The sequence below is a fragment of the Methanococcus mangrovi genome (assembly GCF_054506835.1).
The window spans coordinates 329,156-344,372 of the sequence record NZ_CP197114.1 but is presented as its reverse complement, the minus strand read 5'-3'; the positions used below and the strand labels follow the sequence as shown (position 1 = coordinate 344,372).

At 34.2% G+C, this 15,217-nt stretch carries 23 protein-coding genes; all 23 read right to left on the bottom strand.

Annotation, left to right across the window (positions count from 1 at the left end):
- Positions 1-54 precede the first annotated feature (54 nt).
- Positions 55-648: a GNAT family N-acetyltransferase gene (locus ACS5L2_RS01880; protein ID WP_459202070.1), complete on the bottom strand. Its 594-nt coding sequence runs from the start codon at positions 646-648 to the stop codon at positions 55-57.
- A 2-nt stretch (positions 649-650) separates the two neighbouring features.
- Entirely contained in the window at positions 651-2,024 is a 1,374-nt protein-coding gene (locus tag ACS5L2_RS01875) for a hypothetical protein (RefSeq protein ID WP_459202069.1), read from the bottom strand.
- Positions 2,025-2,188: 164 nt separating this feature from the next.
- A complete protein-coding gene (locus ACS5L2_RS01870) occupies positions 2,189-2,743 on the bottom strand; it encodes a recombinase family protein (RefSeq protein ID WP_459202068.1) in 555 nt (184 codons plus the stop codon).
- 163 nt (positions 2,744-2,906) lie between these two features.
- Positions 2,907-3,056 carry a hypothetical protein gene (locus tag ACS5L2_RS01865; protein WP_459202067.1) on the bottom strand — a complete coding sequence of 50 codons (150 nt, stop codon included), beginning with the start codon at positions 3,054-3,056 and terminating at the stop codon, positions 2,907-2,909.
- Positions 3,057-3,071: 15 nt separating this feature from the next.
- Positions 3,072-3,428 carry a hypothetical protein gene (locus tag ACS5L2_RS01860; protein ID WP_459202066.1) on the bottom strand — a complete coding sequence of 119 codons (357 nt, stop codon included), beginning with the start codon at positions 3,426-3,428 and terminating at the stop codon, positions 3,072-3,074.
- A 1-nt stretch (position 3,429) separates the two neighbouring features.
- The gene (locus ACS5L2_RS01855; protein ID WP_459202065.1) at positions 3,430-3,612 is read right to left on the bottom strand and encodes a hypothetical protein; all 183 of its coding nucleotides are present in this window, start codon (positions 3,610-3,612) and stop codon (positions 3,430-3,432) included.
- A complete protein-coding gene (locus tag ACS5L2_RS01850; protein WP_459202064.1) occupies positions 3,609-3,983 on the bottom strand; it encodes a hypothetical protein in 375 nt (124 codons plus the stop codon). The genes ACS5L2_RS01855 and ACS5L2_RS01850 overlap by 4 nt, the downstream gene beginning before the upstream one ends.
- A gap of 16 nt (positions 3,984-3,999) precedes the next feature.
- Entirely contained in the window at positions 4,000-4,533 is a 534-nt protein-coding gene (locus ACS5L2_RS01845) for a hypothetical protein (protein WP_459202063.1), read from the bottom strand.
- Between the two features lie 10 nt (positions 4,534-4,543).
- Complete coding sequence (locus tag ACS5L2_RS01840) at positions 4,544-5,320, bottom strand: hypothetical protein (RefSeq protein ID WP_459202062.1); 777 nt, start codon at positions 5,318-5,320, stop codon at positions 4,544-4,546.
- Positions 5,321-6,673: an ATP-binding protein gene (locus ACS5L2_RS01835; RefSeq protein ID WP_459202061.1), complete on the bottom strand. Its 1,353-nt coding sequence runs from the start codon at positions 6,671-6,673 to the stop codon at positions 5,321-5,323.
- 127 nt (positions 6,674-6,800) lie between these two features.
- Positions 6,801-7,340, bottom strand: coding sequence for a hypothetical protein (locus tag ACS5L2_RS01830; protein WP_459202060.1), 540 nt, complete (start codon positions 7,338-7,340; stop codon positions 6,801-6,803).
- A gap of 3 nt (positions 7,341-7,343) precedes the next feature.
- Positions 7,344-7,469 carry a hypothetical protein gene (locus ACS5L2_RS01825; protein WP_459202059.1) on the bottom strand — a complete coding sequence of 42 codons (126 nt, stop codon included), beginning with the start codon at positions 7,467-7,469 and terminating at the stop codon, positions 7,344-7,346.
- A gap of 11 nt (positions 7,470-7,480) precedes the next feature.
- Positions 7,481-7,921, bottom strand: a complete 441-nt coding sequence (locus ACS5L2_RS01820; RefSeq protein ID WP_459202058.1) for a hypothetical protein — start codon at positions 7,919-7,921, stop codon at positions 7,481-7,483.
- Between the two features lie 5 nt (positions 7,922-7,926).
- Positions 7,927-8,421, bottom strand: coding sequence for a hypothetical protein (locus ACS5L2_RS01815; protein ID WP_459202057.1), 495 nt, complete (start codon positions 8,419-8,421; stop codon positions 7,927-7,929).
- A gap of 9 nt (positions 8,422-8,430) precedes the next feature.
- Positions 8,431-9,162 (bottom strand): hypothetical protein, encoded by a 732-nt coding sequence (locus ACS5L2_RS01810; RefSeq protein WP_459202056.1) that lies wholly within the window; start codon positions 9,160-9,162, stop codon positions 8,431-8,433.
- A gap of 5 nt (positions 9,163-9,167) precedes the next feature.
- Positions 9,168-9,296, bottom strand: coding sequence for a hypothetical protein (locus ACS5L2_RS01805; protein ID WP_459202055.1), 129 nt, complete (start codon positions 9,294-9,296; stop codon positions 9,168-9,170).
- A gap of 229 nt (positions 9,297-9,525) precedes the next feature.
- Positions 9,526-9,801, bottom strand: a complete 276-nt coding sequence (locus ACS5L2_RS01800) for a hypothetical protein (protein ID WP_459202054.1) — start codon at positions 9,799-9,801, stop codon at positions 9,526-9,528.
- A gap of 68 nt (positions 9,802-9,869) precedes the next feature.
- Complete coding sequence (locus ACS5L2_RS01795) at positions 9,870-10,397, bottom strand: hypothetical protein (protein ID WP_459202053.1); 528 nt, start codon at positions 10,395-10,397, stop codon at positions 9,870-9,872.
- 1 nt (position 10,398) lies between these two features.
- Complete coding sequence (locus ACS5L2_RS01790; RefSeq protein ID WP_459202052.1) at positions 10,399-10,629, bottom strand: hypothetical protein; 231 nt, start codon at positions 10,627-10,629, stop codon at positions 10,399-10,401.
- Positions 10,630-10,639: 10 nt separating this feature from the next.
- The gene (locus ACS5L2_RS01785; protein WP_459202051.1) at positions 10,640-10,858 is read right to left on the bottom strand and encodes a hypothetical protein; all 219 of its coding nucleotides are present in this window, start codon (positions 10,856-10,858) and stop codon (positions 10,640-10,642) included.
- A gap of 29 nt (positions 10,859-10,887) precedes the next feature.
- Complete coding sequence (locus tag ACS5L2_RS01780; RefSeq protein ID WP_459202050.1) at positions 10,888-12,906, bottom strand: tetratricopeptide repeat protein; 2,019 nt, start codon at positions 12,904-12,906, stop codon at positions 10,888-10,890.
- Entirely contained in the window at positions 12,903-14,864 is a 1,962-nt protein-coding gene (locus ACS5L2_RS01775) for a hypothetical protein (protein ID WP_459202049.1), read from the bottom strand. Before ACS5L2_RS01775 ends, ACS5L2_RS01780 begins: the two co-directional genes overlap by 4 nt.
- On the bottom strand, positions 14,857-15,192 hold the full coding sequence (locus ACS5L2_RS01770; protein ID WP_459202048.1) for a hypothetical protein: 336 nt from the start codon (positions 15,190-15,192) through the stop codon (positions 14,857-14,859). Before ACS5L2_RS01770 ends, ACS5L2_RS01775 begins: the two co-directional genes overlap by 8 nt.
- Between the last annotated feature and the right edge of the window lie 25 nt (positions 15,193-15,217).

Sequence of the window (15,217 nt, the reverse complement as noted above, 5' to 3'; positions counted from 1 at the left end):
CATTTTCGGTTTTACATCAAAAAGGATTCTTAACTATAAACTAAAAGGTAAAACTTATTTTTTAAATATATATTCTAGTTTACCTTCTCGATATTTGCCAGGCACTTCATCAACATTTGTAAAGTTATATTTTTCCAAAAATGTTTTAAAACTTATGCCTGTATTTCTCTCAAAAACTCTTTCTTCAGGTACCGTGATTATGATTTCCTCATTAGGACATATTTCTTTAAGCTCTCCCAGAACTTTTTCAAATAATTTTTTTCCGAAATATCTTCGCCTAATTTCAGAACATACATAAAAACTACAAATTTTAGGCGTTTTATTTGCATATTTGCCTGAAGATATTCTTGTGATCGCAATTCCTAATATTTCATCATCTTTTTTATGTTTTACGACGTAAATATTCCTTAATCCTTGTTTTACATCATTTATAACTTTTTTAGTATACCATTTATCAACATTTGGATAGTGCCTTTTGAAGTATTTATTCATAAATAACGGCACTTTTGTTTCAATCGTATTTTTAAAGCTACCGGTATATTGTAATTTACATAATTCAATTTCGTCAATTTTCCGGTTTAAAGGTTTTTTAAATCGTTTTAGAACCTGGGGTTGATAATTTTTCTTCTTAAATGTTAAAATGTCCATAATTACCCCCTACCTTTAATACATTTTTTAATTCTTTTGAGTTCATGACTGAAATCTTGCATAATATTATTTGCAAAAACAAACACAATTGGAATTCCGATTAATAGAATCATTGCGCCATAATTGATTATCGAGAGCATACCGTCTCCCGAAACTAAATCTTTTAGAATACTTATTTTAGACAATAAATCCCTAAATACTGTTATTTGTGATAAATACATAAGTGTTGCAATATCTGAGTGAAATATAATTAACAATGCAACAAATAGGATATTTTTAGATACTACAAGCTTTTCAAATAATACTGTAATACTGGCACTAACTTCGGAACCGTCTTCAGAAGATACTTTCCAGAAATATACTATGAACTTATCTTTATTATTCTTTAGTTTATTAATATATCTATTCCAAATGTCATTTTCTGATTCCAAAAATCTAATATTTTTAAGATACTTACTAATATCTATGTTAGGTTTGTAATGATCAGGAACCACCAAAAAAGTATAAATTTTCCCAATTTTACAAAATTTGTGGCTATTAAATGTGGGATTGGGGCTCAGTCTTTTTTCATTAACTCGGATATCAAAATACAAATATTCATTTAAAATATTATAATTTCTACGTTTACTAAATAAATTATTCTTTTTATCATCTTTAATATTTAGTTTAGCCCGTATCCTAAAATAATGTTTTTCGGACCTGTTTTCGACAGAAATTCCAACTTTTATTTTATTACCTTCTTCCACCACAGGATATGAATTTACAAGATAAAAATCATCAGAGTCGGTTCCGACGTAATCATTATCATAGGAAATTTCCGAGTTAAAAATCATCTGCAGGACTTCCATATTAGAAAGCTCCTTTTTCAAGTCTTGAACATCAGTAACTGAAAAAGGGGGTATAATATATAACTCAATATCTTTTTCTAAATAATTTTTTTCCCTTAGTTGCATTAGTACTTCCAATTCATCTTTTAACTTTTTAAGCTCATTAACTCTGTCTTCAATGGCCCCTTCGAGTCCCTCAACTCCTTTAGGTATTTTAGCAATGTTATTTAATTTAGTTTTAAGATCTGCAAAGTCATAATGGAGTTTGATAAACTTTTTTAGTTCTCCATCTAATATATCTAAAGATTTTTCAGTTTCATCCAATTTACTTAAATTACTGTTTGATTTAGTATTCCATTCGTTAATTAAAGCATTTATCTCATTTAATTTTTCAATGTACTCATTAGTTATCAGTTCAGGTTCAACCATTACGCCAATGTCTACATAAACTTCTTTTTCGGAGATATACCAAATATTTAAATGTAACTTTTCAATTTTGATTTTATCATTGTAAGATTTAGGTGCCAATACAACAAAACTTCTATTCATACTCCCTACCCTAAAAGTGTTAATGTAAGTTATCACCCCCATAAATATAAAATTTCCGAAAAGATTTTTTTATTTTTAAAAATTTAAAAAAGAATTAGTTACCTGATAACTGAGAAATAACCCTAGATTTTTTAATTAAAATTTAAATTAAGGTTTAATAATTATTAGTTACGTTTCCCCAAGTAATTATAAAGTGTAAACTTACTAATCTCTGTAGCTTTTAAAATCTGTTTTATTGAATATTCTTTTGAATCGTACATTTTTAGTGCCATTTCAACTTTTTCAGGATCTGTTTTTGGACGTCCGCCAAGCCTACCTCGGGATCTTGCAGCATTTAGTCCTGATTTTACTCTTTCAGAAATTAAATCTCTTTCAAATTCTGCAAGCCCTGCAAAAATAGTAAATAATAATTTTCCATGTGCCGAAGTTGTATCAAGCCAGGATTCCTTTAAACTCTTTATCTCGATATTTAATGAGTTACATGTTTCAACAATTTCAACAAGGTCTTTGGTACTTCTCGAAATTCTTGTAAGTTCAGTTACAACGATAATGTCTCCAGAACGTAACAATTCAAACATTTTATCAAATTCCGGACGATTTCTTTTAGTTCCTGAAATTTTTTCTAAAAATATCTTTTCACAAGCTGCTTTTTTAAGTTCATCAAGCTGCCTTTCTAGATTCTGATCTTTTGTGGATACTCTTGCATAACCAATTATCATAATATCACGTTTTGAAGTTTGAAAAGTCAAAGAAAAGTAAAATATTCATACTTTGATTTTATTACTGAGTTTTATGACTGAAAAATCGAAAAAAATTTAAGAAATTTAATCGTTTAAAAAAAGTTAGAAAAACACATGTTTTTATTACTTGTAAAATCTTGATTTATTGGCCCATTTTTGGAAGGCCTCTCTGAAAACTAATATCATAATCACAAAGTGGTTTCGGTGCTTCAGTTTCTTCAGGGTCTCGAACATATATTTCCATGTCTTCAGGAAGACCATTTATTAATTCTTTTAGTTCCTTTACTTTCATAATTTAACCCCTTTTTTATTTTATTATTTTAACACTGACTGAAAGCCCTTTATTGCCTGCATACACCACTTTATCAACGAATAAACTATCATTAGGGGGTTCATACATTTTCATTTCTTCAGACGTTCCATCTGAATAATTTAATTCTAACGTATTAAACAACAATCCGTGCTGTTTCCTGTATTTGCGGTCTTTAACTCTGGCATATATGAACGAACATAGCATTCCAAACATTAAAATTGCAAAGGCAATGTTAGGGTCAAAAGAGGTTAATGTCGTAACGCTTAACAAGCCATAAACACCAATAGCCATTAAAACGCCCCTAAAAAAAGTCATAAACTCATCTTCTTTGGTTTTAAATTCAATATCCATTTTACTCACCTTTAAACATGATTTTATTTAATAAAACCTGCAAAATGTCATAAGCCCCAATAAGCACCATAAATGTAATATTACTTACTGGAACAGTACCCATTTTTGAAAGGAATACGTATGCAACGACCAATAAAACGAAAGGGGGCACAGAAACAATAAATTCTTTTCCATATAATTTCATAACAGATCATCTCTTTCAAAGTTTCCAGGATATATTTTATTTAAAATTTCACTTTCACTTTCAGCTTCCGGGAGCTCACACTCTAATTCATGATCTTCAGGCCAGCCTAAATCATGAAGTTTACCCTCCGCATCATCATAATCAGACTCAAAACATTCCCTAAATGAACATATATTCTTTTTTAAAGCTAAAACTTTAGATTTGGCAACAGTGATCCCCCAGGCTTTATCCCCCTGTACTTTACAAACCACAAAACCAAATTCTTCAGAAGTTATAAAATCAAGTTTTTCTGCAGCTTCTTCAATAGTGAAGAATTCAATAGAATAACCTGCTTTTTTCATTCCTTTAATTAATCTATCGCCATATTTCAAGATAATCACCCAAAAACTAAAGGTTATCATCTAAAATTTCTTTTAAATAAACTACATTTTCCCCAATCTTTTTTGAAGTTCGTTTAATTTCTTTTTGATATGAAGAATTATGGATTTCTTTTAAATCTTCTAAAATATCAATAATAGTCTTATTAACCACCTTTTCAAGGTGCACTGACTTTTTTCTTCCTGCAGTTCTTCCAGGGCCTTCTTCATTTTCTTCATCAAAAGTTTCAGGTTGTGTCCGGGATCTTCCAGTTGGTATGTCAAAAGGGTTGTTTTGGAGGGGTTTTTCTTCATTTTCCTTCTGTTGTATTGGGGCAAGGTCCGCTTCAACTTCTTCTTCAAGGCATTCATTTGAAAGATTTTTTTCTTTTTCAACAGTTTTTTCTTCAGTATTTTCAGACCCTACTTTTCCAGGAACTTCATCAAAAGTTTCAGGTCCGCTTTTTTCTTCAGGTTCATTTGGTCTTTCAGTATTTTCTTCATCAATATTTTCTTCAGTATTTTCCCTGCCCGAAAGGTCAAGATCTGCATCAGCTTCAGCCAAAAAATCACCCTCACATCATTTCATTTTTCATCCTGTTAATGGCATTATCAAAGGAAAACTCCCCGCCTTCAAAGCTCTTTTCTTTTGTGCTCTTTCTACTGCTTTCCTTTTCACTTCCTTTGTACATTTTCATCGTAGGATTAATGTATAATGCAGCATCGACAAGGTTTGGAATATCTTCAGATAATAGATTTTCACACATCATTTCGTAAGCTTCAGCACGTTTCCGCTCAACAATCCAGGCGACCCTTTGCCGTGGGTCATCAGCTTCGAGAGGAACTGCGTATTTCACAAAATTTGCATATTTGTCATCCCTAAAGTGATCAACAAAAAACATTATTATATCTTCAGAAATGTCAACACAGGATTTAGGGGCATAAACTATTGCATAATGGCGTTTATAGCTAAAAAAAGTTGATTTGATAGTTATTATTAAATCTTCAAGCCAGTCCGTGGCCTTATTTTTGTATAATATTTTATATGTTCCTTCATCAGGAATTACTGCATGAGGATAACCAAATACTTTAGCACCAGACCCGTTATGCCAGATTAATAGTTTTTGTCTGCATAAATATGGAGCAAGGGAATCGTAGGCTTCTTTTTCTGCAGTATATTCTTTTTTATTTTTTACTTTTTTTACAGGCCCTACAAAATTTTCATTTTCAGGTCCCACTTCTCCAGGATCGGGACCACTTTTTTCTTCAGTATTTTCAGGCCCCACTTTTCCAGGACTCGAATCACTTTTCTTTTTAAATCCCAAAATATTCCAAAAACCCAAAAAAATCACCTACAAACTCTGTGGCTGCCTGTATTCAATATGTTCAGTGTAATCTTTATTATACGAAAAATAGCCCCTGAATCGAAGTTTTCTTTTTAAATTTTCCCATTCCGAAAGACTTCCGGGTTCATCAAAGTCAACAACGTCTTTAAAGTCTGGAATCAATTTTTCAAGGGTTTTGGTATCAGTATTCGATGCTAACTTTCCCATTATTCCGATATGGCTTGAACCAATCAAAATGTCTTTTGGGAGATTATCGGTGTACTGTGTCGCACAGATTAAATTGATACATAGCGACCTTCCTTCTCTTAAAATCTTATCAATGGCCCATTTTCCATTATTATCTTTCATGAAGTTCTGGACCTCATCAGCAACAAAAAACACAGGAATTCTGTATTTTATTGCAACGTTTATCGCGTGTTTAACCACCAATTTAAAAAGTAAACATTCTTCATACGCATCAAGCTCTGAATTCTGTGAAAAATCGAGAATATTTATCTTTTTATTTGTAATCTGTTTTAAAAAAGAGTCTTTTGTGTCATCGGTAAAAAGAATATCTGTTTTTAAACGGTTCATCGTTTCATCAATCCTTAAATAAGTCTGAGATGGTCCAGAATTTGGATTTTCATAACTTTCAGCAATCAACAACACTTCTTTAGGGTCCCTGATTTTTGAAATATCCCAGATATTTTTTAAAACAGCTGAATACCGGGTCTGTTCACCTAAATTATTCATATCAGCAATTATTTCAAATGGAATATCTGGATAAGCAAGTTTTGAATTGATTACTTCAGTTAAAGGCCCATTATCAAAAGCAATATCTTTAACTTCTCTTCGAGGTCTGAACACGAACCGCCTTGCAGGATATGCTGCAGGGCTTAACCCATGCCTTCCAAGAAGTGTTTTGTATTCATCGATCCCTGCTTTCGTGTATTTTCCGAGAATATTTGGAAAACCAATGGCAAAATCACCCATTAAACCATATTTTAGCTCCTTGTCATTTTCAAGTTCATTAACATAATGTTCGATATAATTCCAGATTCCTTCACCATATTTCTTGTAAAGTTGTCCTTCAGTATTTTTTTCAGATTCTTCATGGAAAATTTCAATTACTTTTTTAGGTTTTGAAGTGTCAACTTTCCTCTCAATCACAATGATTATGGGTGGAATTCCTGCATCTGAATATGAACTATAAATTTCTTCTACCATTCCACGCATTATCGTGGTTTTTCCATAACCCGACTTTCCTAAAAGCGTTATATGGTTTGCTTCATCATTTTTAAGGTCTAAAGTTCTTTTGGTCTTTTCTCCATGTTTTTTCTGCAAATCTCGGTTTCCTATGCCTAAATTAATAAGTACCATTTTTAGACCTCCTATACTTTAAAGTGTCAAAAAACCGGGGTTTGAATACCAGTGATACCATTAATACCCGTGATACTACCAATACCACACAATAAAAAAAACTAAAAAAATGTATACCACATGTAAATTAAATTCCAAAATCGAACTGTTTTTTCCTCTGTCTGAGTATCAAAAATAACACTAAACATACCACTACACCAAATAAAACGCCAAGTTTAAAGTTATTTACTGTTTTTACAGCATTATTATAAGCCCCAGCATTGAGCTCCTTAGTATCGTTGCTCTGGGTGTTAATCAGGTCTGTAATCATATCCTTGTACCCGTCATTCTGGGTTTTTAAAATATCTTTTTCAGCTTCTAACAGTTTAATCTTTGAATTAAGCGTTGTAATATTTTCTTTTAATTCAACGTTCTCTTTTTTCGCTACGATATAACTTGAAAGCTGTTTATCCTTTTCACGAAGTTCTTCTTTCAATGTTGTAATGTTTTGTTTTAATTCATGTACCAGTGCATTCTGCCCTGAAACCATGTTTCCATCGTAAACTATCAGTGTGGAATAGTTTAATTCATCGTAATCAGTCAAAACATAAACTGTTTCATTGTCACTTTGTGCGAAAACGCCTGAAAGAAAACAAAGGAACATGATTAAAAACAGTTTTTTCTGCATGAGTTATAACCCTATTAAATTAGTAAGGGCACCTAAATTCACAGATAAAAACCCAGTAATATATCCAAAAACCGCTAAAGCAGCACACAATATTAAAACCGTATAGAATCCTTTTGTAAACTGTTTCATTAACTCACCTTTTAAAATAATCCTTCCATATCAACATAGCCTTTTTCACGATTCACAGTAATGTAACCCATGAATCGACCTGTAGTGCCTGTGTCACCAAAATAAAATTTAAATTTCCAATAGTTTTCAGACTCTTCAATTGATTTTGGTTCTACCCTAATCATCAGGTCCTTTGATGATAGTGAATCACCATATTCTTTATCGATGTAATTCTGTGCAAGATAGTAAGCTTCAACCCCACCGATTTCATACATTTTAGGTGGTTTTGACAATTCTGTTTTAGAACCGTCTTTATAATACACGGTTTCATTACAAATGATGTATCCTGATGAAGGATAACCCATTTTCAATAATTTTAGCTGAATAATCTCATCATCTGTTTTGGATGAGTTTGCTATTTGAAAAACGAGCAAAAAAATAACTAAAAATGTGAAGAAAAGTATTTTCTTCATTTAAATCACCCTGTTATTCCAGGGATAGGTGGTATTAATGAAATATTAGTCCCGAGTGTTGCAGCAGTTGCCCCAAGCCAAACGAACAGTAATAATTCATCATCACCGGTTTCTGGAGCAAGGATATATACTGCACATATTCCTGCAGCAACGAGGGCAGGTGCTGAAATTGAACTTATTGAACCTATAGACAAACTAATTGTTCCAAGTATTCCGTAAATAACCGCGATAAATGCGATTACCCCAATAACAACTGATTTTAACAAGTGGTTTGATGTGCCTTCTGGAAGTATTCTGCCATAAATTCCAGAAACGTCTGCAAATTTATCGAGAGCTTCAATTAATAGAATTACAGTGAAAGGGATGGATGAAATGGAAGTTGCAATTTCTGAAATTGTAACTAATTGTGTTCCAGTCCCCCATAAAAGTAATCCAACAACAATTGAAGCACCAACAGCTTTTGGAAGCCATATGTTAAGAGAATAGCGCTCCATGTTCATAAAATCACCTTACTCAGCAGCAACAGTGATGTTAATCCAATCAGCACCTTCAGCAGGTAATCTTGATGTGTTTTCATCACAGACAACTTCCATGTAATAGTAAAGGTCTGTTTCAGCAGCATCTGCAGTAAATTCAAAAGTTCCTGGAAGTGAAAGAGCTGTTGAATTTACAGTATTTGTGAATGTTATGTTATCGTATGAAGTGAATAATAAAACATCAGCAGTTTTGTTGTCCTCTGATGCTGAAAGCGAGAATAAAACAATTCCCGTGGTGCTGTTAAAGTCAGAAAGTGCTGTAAATGTTAAAACATCAACAGGTTCTTCAGTAGCATTTGAAATTTCAACAGTTTCGTAAGAGCCTGCACTGTCAGGTAATCTGTAGGTTTTGTCGCTGTATGAAACAACAGCATAATAGAATAGGTTTTCAGCTCCTGTTTCAGGAGTTACTTCTACATCAAGAGGGAAAGATACATCTTCAAAGGTATTCGTTTTTGTGAATGTCAATTCATCGTATGAAACATACAGTTCAATCGAATCTGCAGTTATATTCTCTTTTGAAGCATTAAATGTAATTAAAACGTCACCAGTTTCACTGTCAAATGCTGCGTCCGAGGAAAATGTTGTTCCAATTGGAATAATAATTCCTCCCGATTCTCCCTGGTTTACGTACCAATAAGTTGCTCCTCCAACGAGAACCAGTGCAATTGCAAGGCCAATCCATATGTTATTTTTATTTCCCAAAATTATCACCTTTTAGATTTTTTACCCGCCTTTTTCTTCATTTCACTTCTACTCTTTTGAACTACGTTTCCTTTGCCGTCAACGTAAACAAAAGAGCCTTTTTTTCGTTTTACCTTACCAATAATTTCTGCCATTCAATACCTCCGATAAATAAGTTGAGATAAGTAAGGACCCTCGAAAAATCAATGTTTGAAATGTCTAAGAATCCAAAATAAGATATTATGAAAACAACTGTGGTGGCAAAGATTATTGCCTTAATATTCTTAATTAAAAGAGCTACGAGCACAATTATAGCAATTTGAATCCAGTAGGATTGAATTATTGGAATTATCGTTTCAATATTCACATACACTCACCACCACCTTATTTTTTATTAGCAGCTGACACAACTATTGCACCAAGACAGACACCAAGGAGTATCCGTGAGCATTCGAGGAAAATCTGGGAAACATCCTGGTAGAAGTACAGCAAAACAAGGATAATTAAAACAAAAGAAGCGATTAAATCGCCTAAATTCCAATTGTCAGAACCAATCTTCCAGACACATACTAACACGATTAGTGTTGGAACGATCCAGGACCAAAGCCCTGGCAATCCAAGAGCCTGACCAATAACTTCTACCTGTGGTTTAAGAACCATAGATAGCACAAAAGACAAGATAACTACTATTAACTGATTAATCATAGCTACACCTACATTTTACCACCTTAAATCCCAAAGCCTGCGAAACTTGGAATTATTGATAAATAAGAACCCCATGTTGCAATTGTTGCACCAATCCACATGTATAAAAGAAGTTTTTCTTTTCCAGTGTTTGGGGCTAACAAATATAATGAGAAGATTGCTGCAACCACGACACTTGAAGCACCTGCTGAACCAATTGAAAAAGTAATTGAACCTGATAACGCCCAGAGAGTTACAAAAAACATACAGGATACGGTTAAAATAGTTAAACCAATTGCCACGTAGCCATCGTACTTTTTAAAAATTTTACCATATACATCTGTGTTCATATCGACTATTGTGTCAACGAGCTCAGCCATTAAATAAAAGACCAACGGAACTGCTGCAAGACCTCGGACAACATCGGAGCCTATAACAGAATTATTCATTACATACCACATAATTCCTGCAAAACCAACCCCGCAGCCAATCATTTTTATGATAAAAATAGTTCTGGAAGAGAATTTTGTTGGACCCGTGTCCTCTTTCTTATCCTTTGCCAAAAAAATCACCTTATTTGGAGTAATCTACATTAAGAAATTCAGGATTTCCTTCCATGACATTTACATTTTCATAAGGACCTGTGTGAATCGCGATTGAAGTTTCATCACCTGGATGTACTTTGAAAAGTACTGCAGTACCTTCAATAGTGCAGCCGGTTTCTTTTTCAACTGTTTTTTCAAATTCGGTCATTATTGAATTGATTTTTTTACATGTTTCATGCTTATTTTCAATTTCAGACAAAATAACCACCTTATTCTATTGTTACATCAACGGTTTTTCCTCCCATTACTTCGATATTTTCATAAGGGCCTGTGTGAATTGTATGCTGGTAGTCGTTACCTTTTATCGTAAAACATATCCCAAAACCTTCAACAGTACAGCCGGTTTCTTTTTCAATCCTTTCTTCAAATTTATCTATGAGCGAATCGATTTTTTTACATACTTCATTATCCATGTCGTTATTCGACAAAATAACCACCTTAAAAAAGTTTTAGAAAATTAAAGAATTTTTGTAACAATTATCGTACCGCAGACCAAAACTGCAAGGACGATTATAATTAAAACCGTATCCGGAACGTCCCCTAACCCGAAACCAGATTTAAACTGATTCCACCATTCAGAAAGGGTTGAACCTGCACTAAACCATAAACTTGGTTCGTATTCTGAAGCAAGATTTTCAAGTTTTTCTGCATTGCTTGCGAGTCCATCACCCTGGTCATCAAGCCCCAAATTATACTTTTCTGCAGCTTCTTTCCAGTAATCCCCTGCTGGTTCATACACATCCCCTGCAAGGTACGTGTAAACTTTTAATTCTTCAGGGTCATCAGTAGTTATGGCTTTTTCATAGTATTCTTGTGCTTTTTCATAATCTTCTAAGGCATTTGCTATTGCATTGCTTGCTTTTTCGTTATCCGAGTACATTTCAGATTCTGTTTCTGCAATATACTGTTTTTCTTTTAAGCTGTCTTCAGACATTTTAATTATTTCGGTGATTCTTTGAGAATCTGTATCAGAAATAGAATTATCTTTGATTAATTCAAGAATTTCTTCCTTGAATTCATCTGTTAAGGAATATTTCACGTTGTCAATCACCGAAATCACGGGCTGAATAATGCCCCACACGGGAAGTGCTGAGTCAATCCCATCATCAACATCAGCAACCACTAAAAAGTAGGTTTCAAAGGCTTCAGTGCTGTCGTCTTTTAAGTAATTGAGCGAAGTTGTAACCCCGTTATGGACTGACATATCCCCGAAGTTTCCAGGAGTTTCGGAAGCAACCGTTGCTATCCCATCATCACGCAGTTTTAAAACTAAAGCCCGATAATCATCTTCAATAGTTACCGGAACAGGCTCTAAATTGTCAGGCTGCCCGATAAGAACAAACCGGTACTGTGCTGATGAATTGTAGCAGTGTACAGGACTTGCCCAAACCCTTCCAATAATATTTGAAGTTGCCCCGTTTGAATATGATGAGTATGCAATTGGAGTTACCTCGTTTATATAATCTGTAGGGAGTGAACAGTTGGCCCCTTTAAGATAATATGCACCACTGCGGACTCTTGTGGATGGTTCAGATGTACTAAGTTTCGTATCTATTGTAATTGTTTTATCATATTCTTCCCGTGTAAGATAATCCTGTAATTCTTCACTGTAATAGGTTTCATGCTTGTAAAGTTTAGCATATCCTTTAATTTCAACAACAAGTTCAAATTTCTTAACTTCAGCATTTACAAGTTCTTCAAGGATTTCCCTGTCAGGTGCATTCGTTATTTGTGACTTTGCCTTTCCAATGTATGGGTCAGGTGTTTTCATCGTGAAATTTATTATCATTTCTTCAATTGCTCCAGGATTATCATCAATATCCTGAAGTTTTATATCATCTGAATAAGTTTTTTCATTCCACTTTACCCCATCAGAATCTACAAGATAAACATTTACGTTCTCAATCATCACATAGGAACTTTCTGTACCCGTTAACGCTTCATCAAACTTTAACTGAACAGGAAAAGCTGAAAAACCGTATATTTTGTCAGGGCCTTTCATCGAAACTGAAACATCCGACAGGGTTCCTGATACAGTATAAGGATATGTTCCAATTCCTGATTTAAGCCGATCTTTAGTTTCTGCAATATCTTCTGCTGCAGATTCTTCTGAATACTGTCGGTATCCTGCAAGGAGTTCATATTTGTACGTTCCATCAAGGTATTCCTCATCAGACACGTTAGTCTTTTTAGCCCCCGTAACTGCACCGCTGTCTTCTTCCGCATCTTTTCCAGTGGCCCATCGGTAAGCATAATCGACTGCGATTGCTCCACCAATTCCAACACCTGCAGCAAGTAATATTGGAGCTCCTGCAGTCATTGCAACTGCACCAACTACAACCCCCCCAAGTCCGAGGGCTGCTACATCGTCCAATCCTGCATTTATTTCATGCCCGAAAACATCTATGGCATGTGATGAAGGCAGCGTTGCAATTAAAAAAATGCAGAAAATAGAAATTAGTTTTGAATTTATCATTTTTTCAGCCTCATTGCTGCAAATGTTCCAACTATCAGGATAAGTGCAGCTGCTAAAATTATGACCGTGGTGTTTCCACCGGGAACTGAAGCAAAGAGAAGAGATTCATTTGAGATAGTTAAAACCACGTTTCCAGAATATATTGCATCGGTTTTATCTGGATCGAATATTTCTAAAACTAACTGGTAGTTTTCAAGTTCAAGGCTATCAGGAACTTCAAACGATATATCAACCGTTTTGTCAACGGTTTCAGGAGATATTGAAAACGTTTTATTGATTGATTCATTGAAAAATGGACATGATAACTCAGCAGTATAATATTTAACGTTTGAAGTAGGGTTTGATATTTTAAACTGCACTGTTGCCACTTTTCCGGGATTTGCAGTTATTTCTTCTGTAATTAATGTAACAGGCTCGATTATTTCAATCGAATAATATGTTTTAACAGTTCCTGATTTTGCATTGAGCTCTAATGTGTAAGCTCCTGCATCGTCAATTGGAACTTCAAACGTGTATTCACAGTATGCTAAAAGACTCGTGCTTGAACTCCATACTTCAACGTCATCAGAATCATAAAGAACCATTAAAACAGAATAGGCGTTTCCAGACATGTCTGTTAAGGTAATATCATTTGTTCCGATTCCAAATGTTTCAGGCATTTCGAGTAAAAATGGAAGTTCTAAAACTTCATAGTTAATCGTTTCAAGGTTTGTGTAAAGACTACCTTCGATGTCTGTTGCAGTTATTTCAACAGTGAAGGTCTTTTCACCCCATGATTGCGGAGTATCAAACTCGATTTCTATATTTTGAGTACTCGATACATCACCTAAAATGTAGTATCCATCAGAGGTCCTTGGAAGTTCCTGGGCTTTGTAGTAAACTTTGTTTACATCAATCCCGGAAACTCTTAGTTTTGCTGCATATGCATCTTTAATTGGTGTTATATCCATCGAAAGAGTGCCAACTGAATTAGGATACAAATTTCCAGAAAACTCTTTTGAAATCTGGAATATTGCGTTTTTTGGAGATAATGAAATGAATAATTCGGGATTATTACCTGCCGTAACCGTGATAGTTTCTAAAGTATCCCAGTAGCCTTCTTTAACGAATTTTAAGGTAGTTTCACCTAAAAATAACGGTACGGCCAAATATCCGCCGTTATCGGTTGTACCAAGCAATTGATCGTTTGCATAATTGTAAACATCAACTGCAGGCTCTGAATATATATCAATAGTTGCCCGTTCAGGTGGCGCGTATAACTCAGTGATGGTAAAATCGGTCCTGTTTACATCTGAATATGTAATATAATCGACATAATCAAATAATACAATCGATGTTGTCGTCCTTTGGTATCCGTGAACGTTGGTCCACGCGATTTTCATAACGTTATCGGATAAAAATATTTTAGACAGGTAATTTGAGTTTGAAGACTCACCACCCGCGGAAAATACCTGCTCACCATTAAGAAGTATTTTTATATAATTGCTCGAATAATCGGACCACAGCCACGAATACATGTACCCCAATTGAGTTTTAGACGCGTTTATATCTATATACTGGTATAAATCCGAGCCGTAGGGCAAATAAGCCGTACCATCGATTAATAAAACAGTCATTGCGACACGTTTATTATTTGTATATACATCAAAAGCTCCTGCAAAAGGTAAAGCTTTATTTGAATTCGAAATAACCGAACAAAAACGGCCTAAATCAGACTCGGAAGCAAAATATATCGTTTGACCATTAATACCTGACACTTCAGGGGCTACAACTCCGAAATCATAAGCGGACAGCATAGAGATAACTAAATCCTGCGAGATTGTGTCGTCTGTAAGTATAATGTAATAATCCGTAGCCGTGCACGTTTCGGGAATAGTGCACGTTACGGCATTAACGGAACACACAACAGACATTAAAATCAATAAAAAAAGAAAATAACGTTTTATCAAATTAACCACCCACCAAAACGGTGTTTAATGCACTTTGTAAAATAATATAATCCTTAAGATGGTTTTTTGCTCGTTTTAGTTTGACAATTGAATTAAAAAACGTTTCTTTTTGAATTTCAGTAAAATTCAATTGTTTTGCAATTTTACCTGCAGTCGTTTTTAAGCTCTGTATGTTAGAACACGTTGCCTGGTTTTTAACAAAATTAGTCTGCAAAACGCTGCAGTTTTTATTGCTCGTGTGAACATTGACTGCTTTTACTTCGGATTTGTGATAATCCTTTTCAAAATGTTCTACAGGCTTTAAACAGTATGGGCAGATTTTAATCAAAATAATCACCTTGAAAAGAGGGGGAAATGGGAGT

Coding starts and splice junctions, on each gene's coding strand:
- ACS5L2_RS01880 (WP_459202070.1), bottom strand. CDS start 648: ATGGACATTTTAACATTTAAGAAGAAAAATTATCAACCCCAGGTTCTA.
- ACS5L2_RS01830 (WP_459202060.1), bottom strand. CDS start 7,340: ATGCAGAAAAAACTGTTTTTAATCATGTTCCTTTGTTTTCTTTCAGGC.
- ACS5L2_RS01815 (WP_459202057.1), bottom strand. CDS start 8,421: ATGAACATGGAGCGCTATTCTCTTAACATATGGCTTCCAAAAGCTGTT.
- ACS5L2_RS01860 (WP_459202066.1), bottom strand. CDS start 3,428: ATGGATATTGAATTTAAAACCAAAGAAGATGAGTTTATGACTTTTTTT.
- ACS5L2_RS01825 (WP_459202059.1), bottom strand. CDS start 7,469: ATGAAACAGTTTACAAAAGGATTCTATACGGTTTTAATATTGTGTGCT.
- ACS5L2_RS01835 (WP_459202061.1), bottom strand. CDS start 6,673: ATGGTACTTATTAATTTAGGCATAGGAAACCGAGATTTGCAGAAAAAA.
- ACS5L2_RS01875 (WP_459202069.1), bottom strand. CDS start 2,024: ATGAATAGAAGTTTTGTTGTATTGGCACCTAAATCTTACAATGATAAA.
- ACS5L2_RS01820 (WP_459202058.1), bottom strand. CDS start 7,921: ATGAAGAAAATACTTTTCTTCACATTTTTAGTTATTTTTTTGCTCGTT.
- ACS5L2_RS01780 (WP_459202050.1), bottom strand. CDS start 12,906: ATGATAAATTCAAAACTAATTTCTATTTTCTGCATTTTTTTAATTGCA.
- ACS5L2_RS01805 (WP_459202055.1), bottom strand. CDS start 9,296: ATGGCAGAAATTATTGGTAAGGTAAAACGAAAAAAAGGCTCTTTTGTT.
- ACS5L2_RS01800 (WP_459202054.1), bottom strand. CDS start 9,801: ATGGTTCTTAAACCACAGGTAGAAGTTATTGGTCAGGCTCTTGGATTG.
- ACS5L2_RS01870 (WP_459202068.1), bottom strand. CDS start 2,743: ATGATAATTGGTTATGCAAGAGTATCCACAAAAGATCAGAATCTAGAA.
- ACS5L2_RS01855 (WP_459202065.1), bottom strand. CDS start 3,612: ATGAAATTATATGGAAAAGAATTTATTGTTTCTGTGCCCCCTTTCGTT.
- ACS5L2_RS01865 (WP_459202067.1), bottom strand. CDS start 3,056: ATGAAAGTAAAGGAACTAAAAGAATTAATAAATGGTCTTCCTGAAGAC.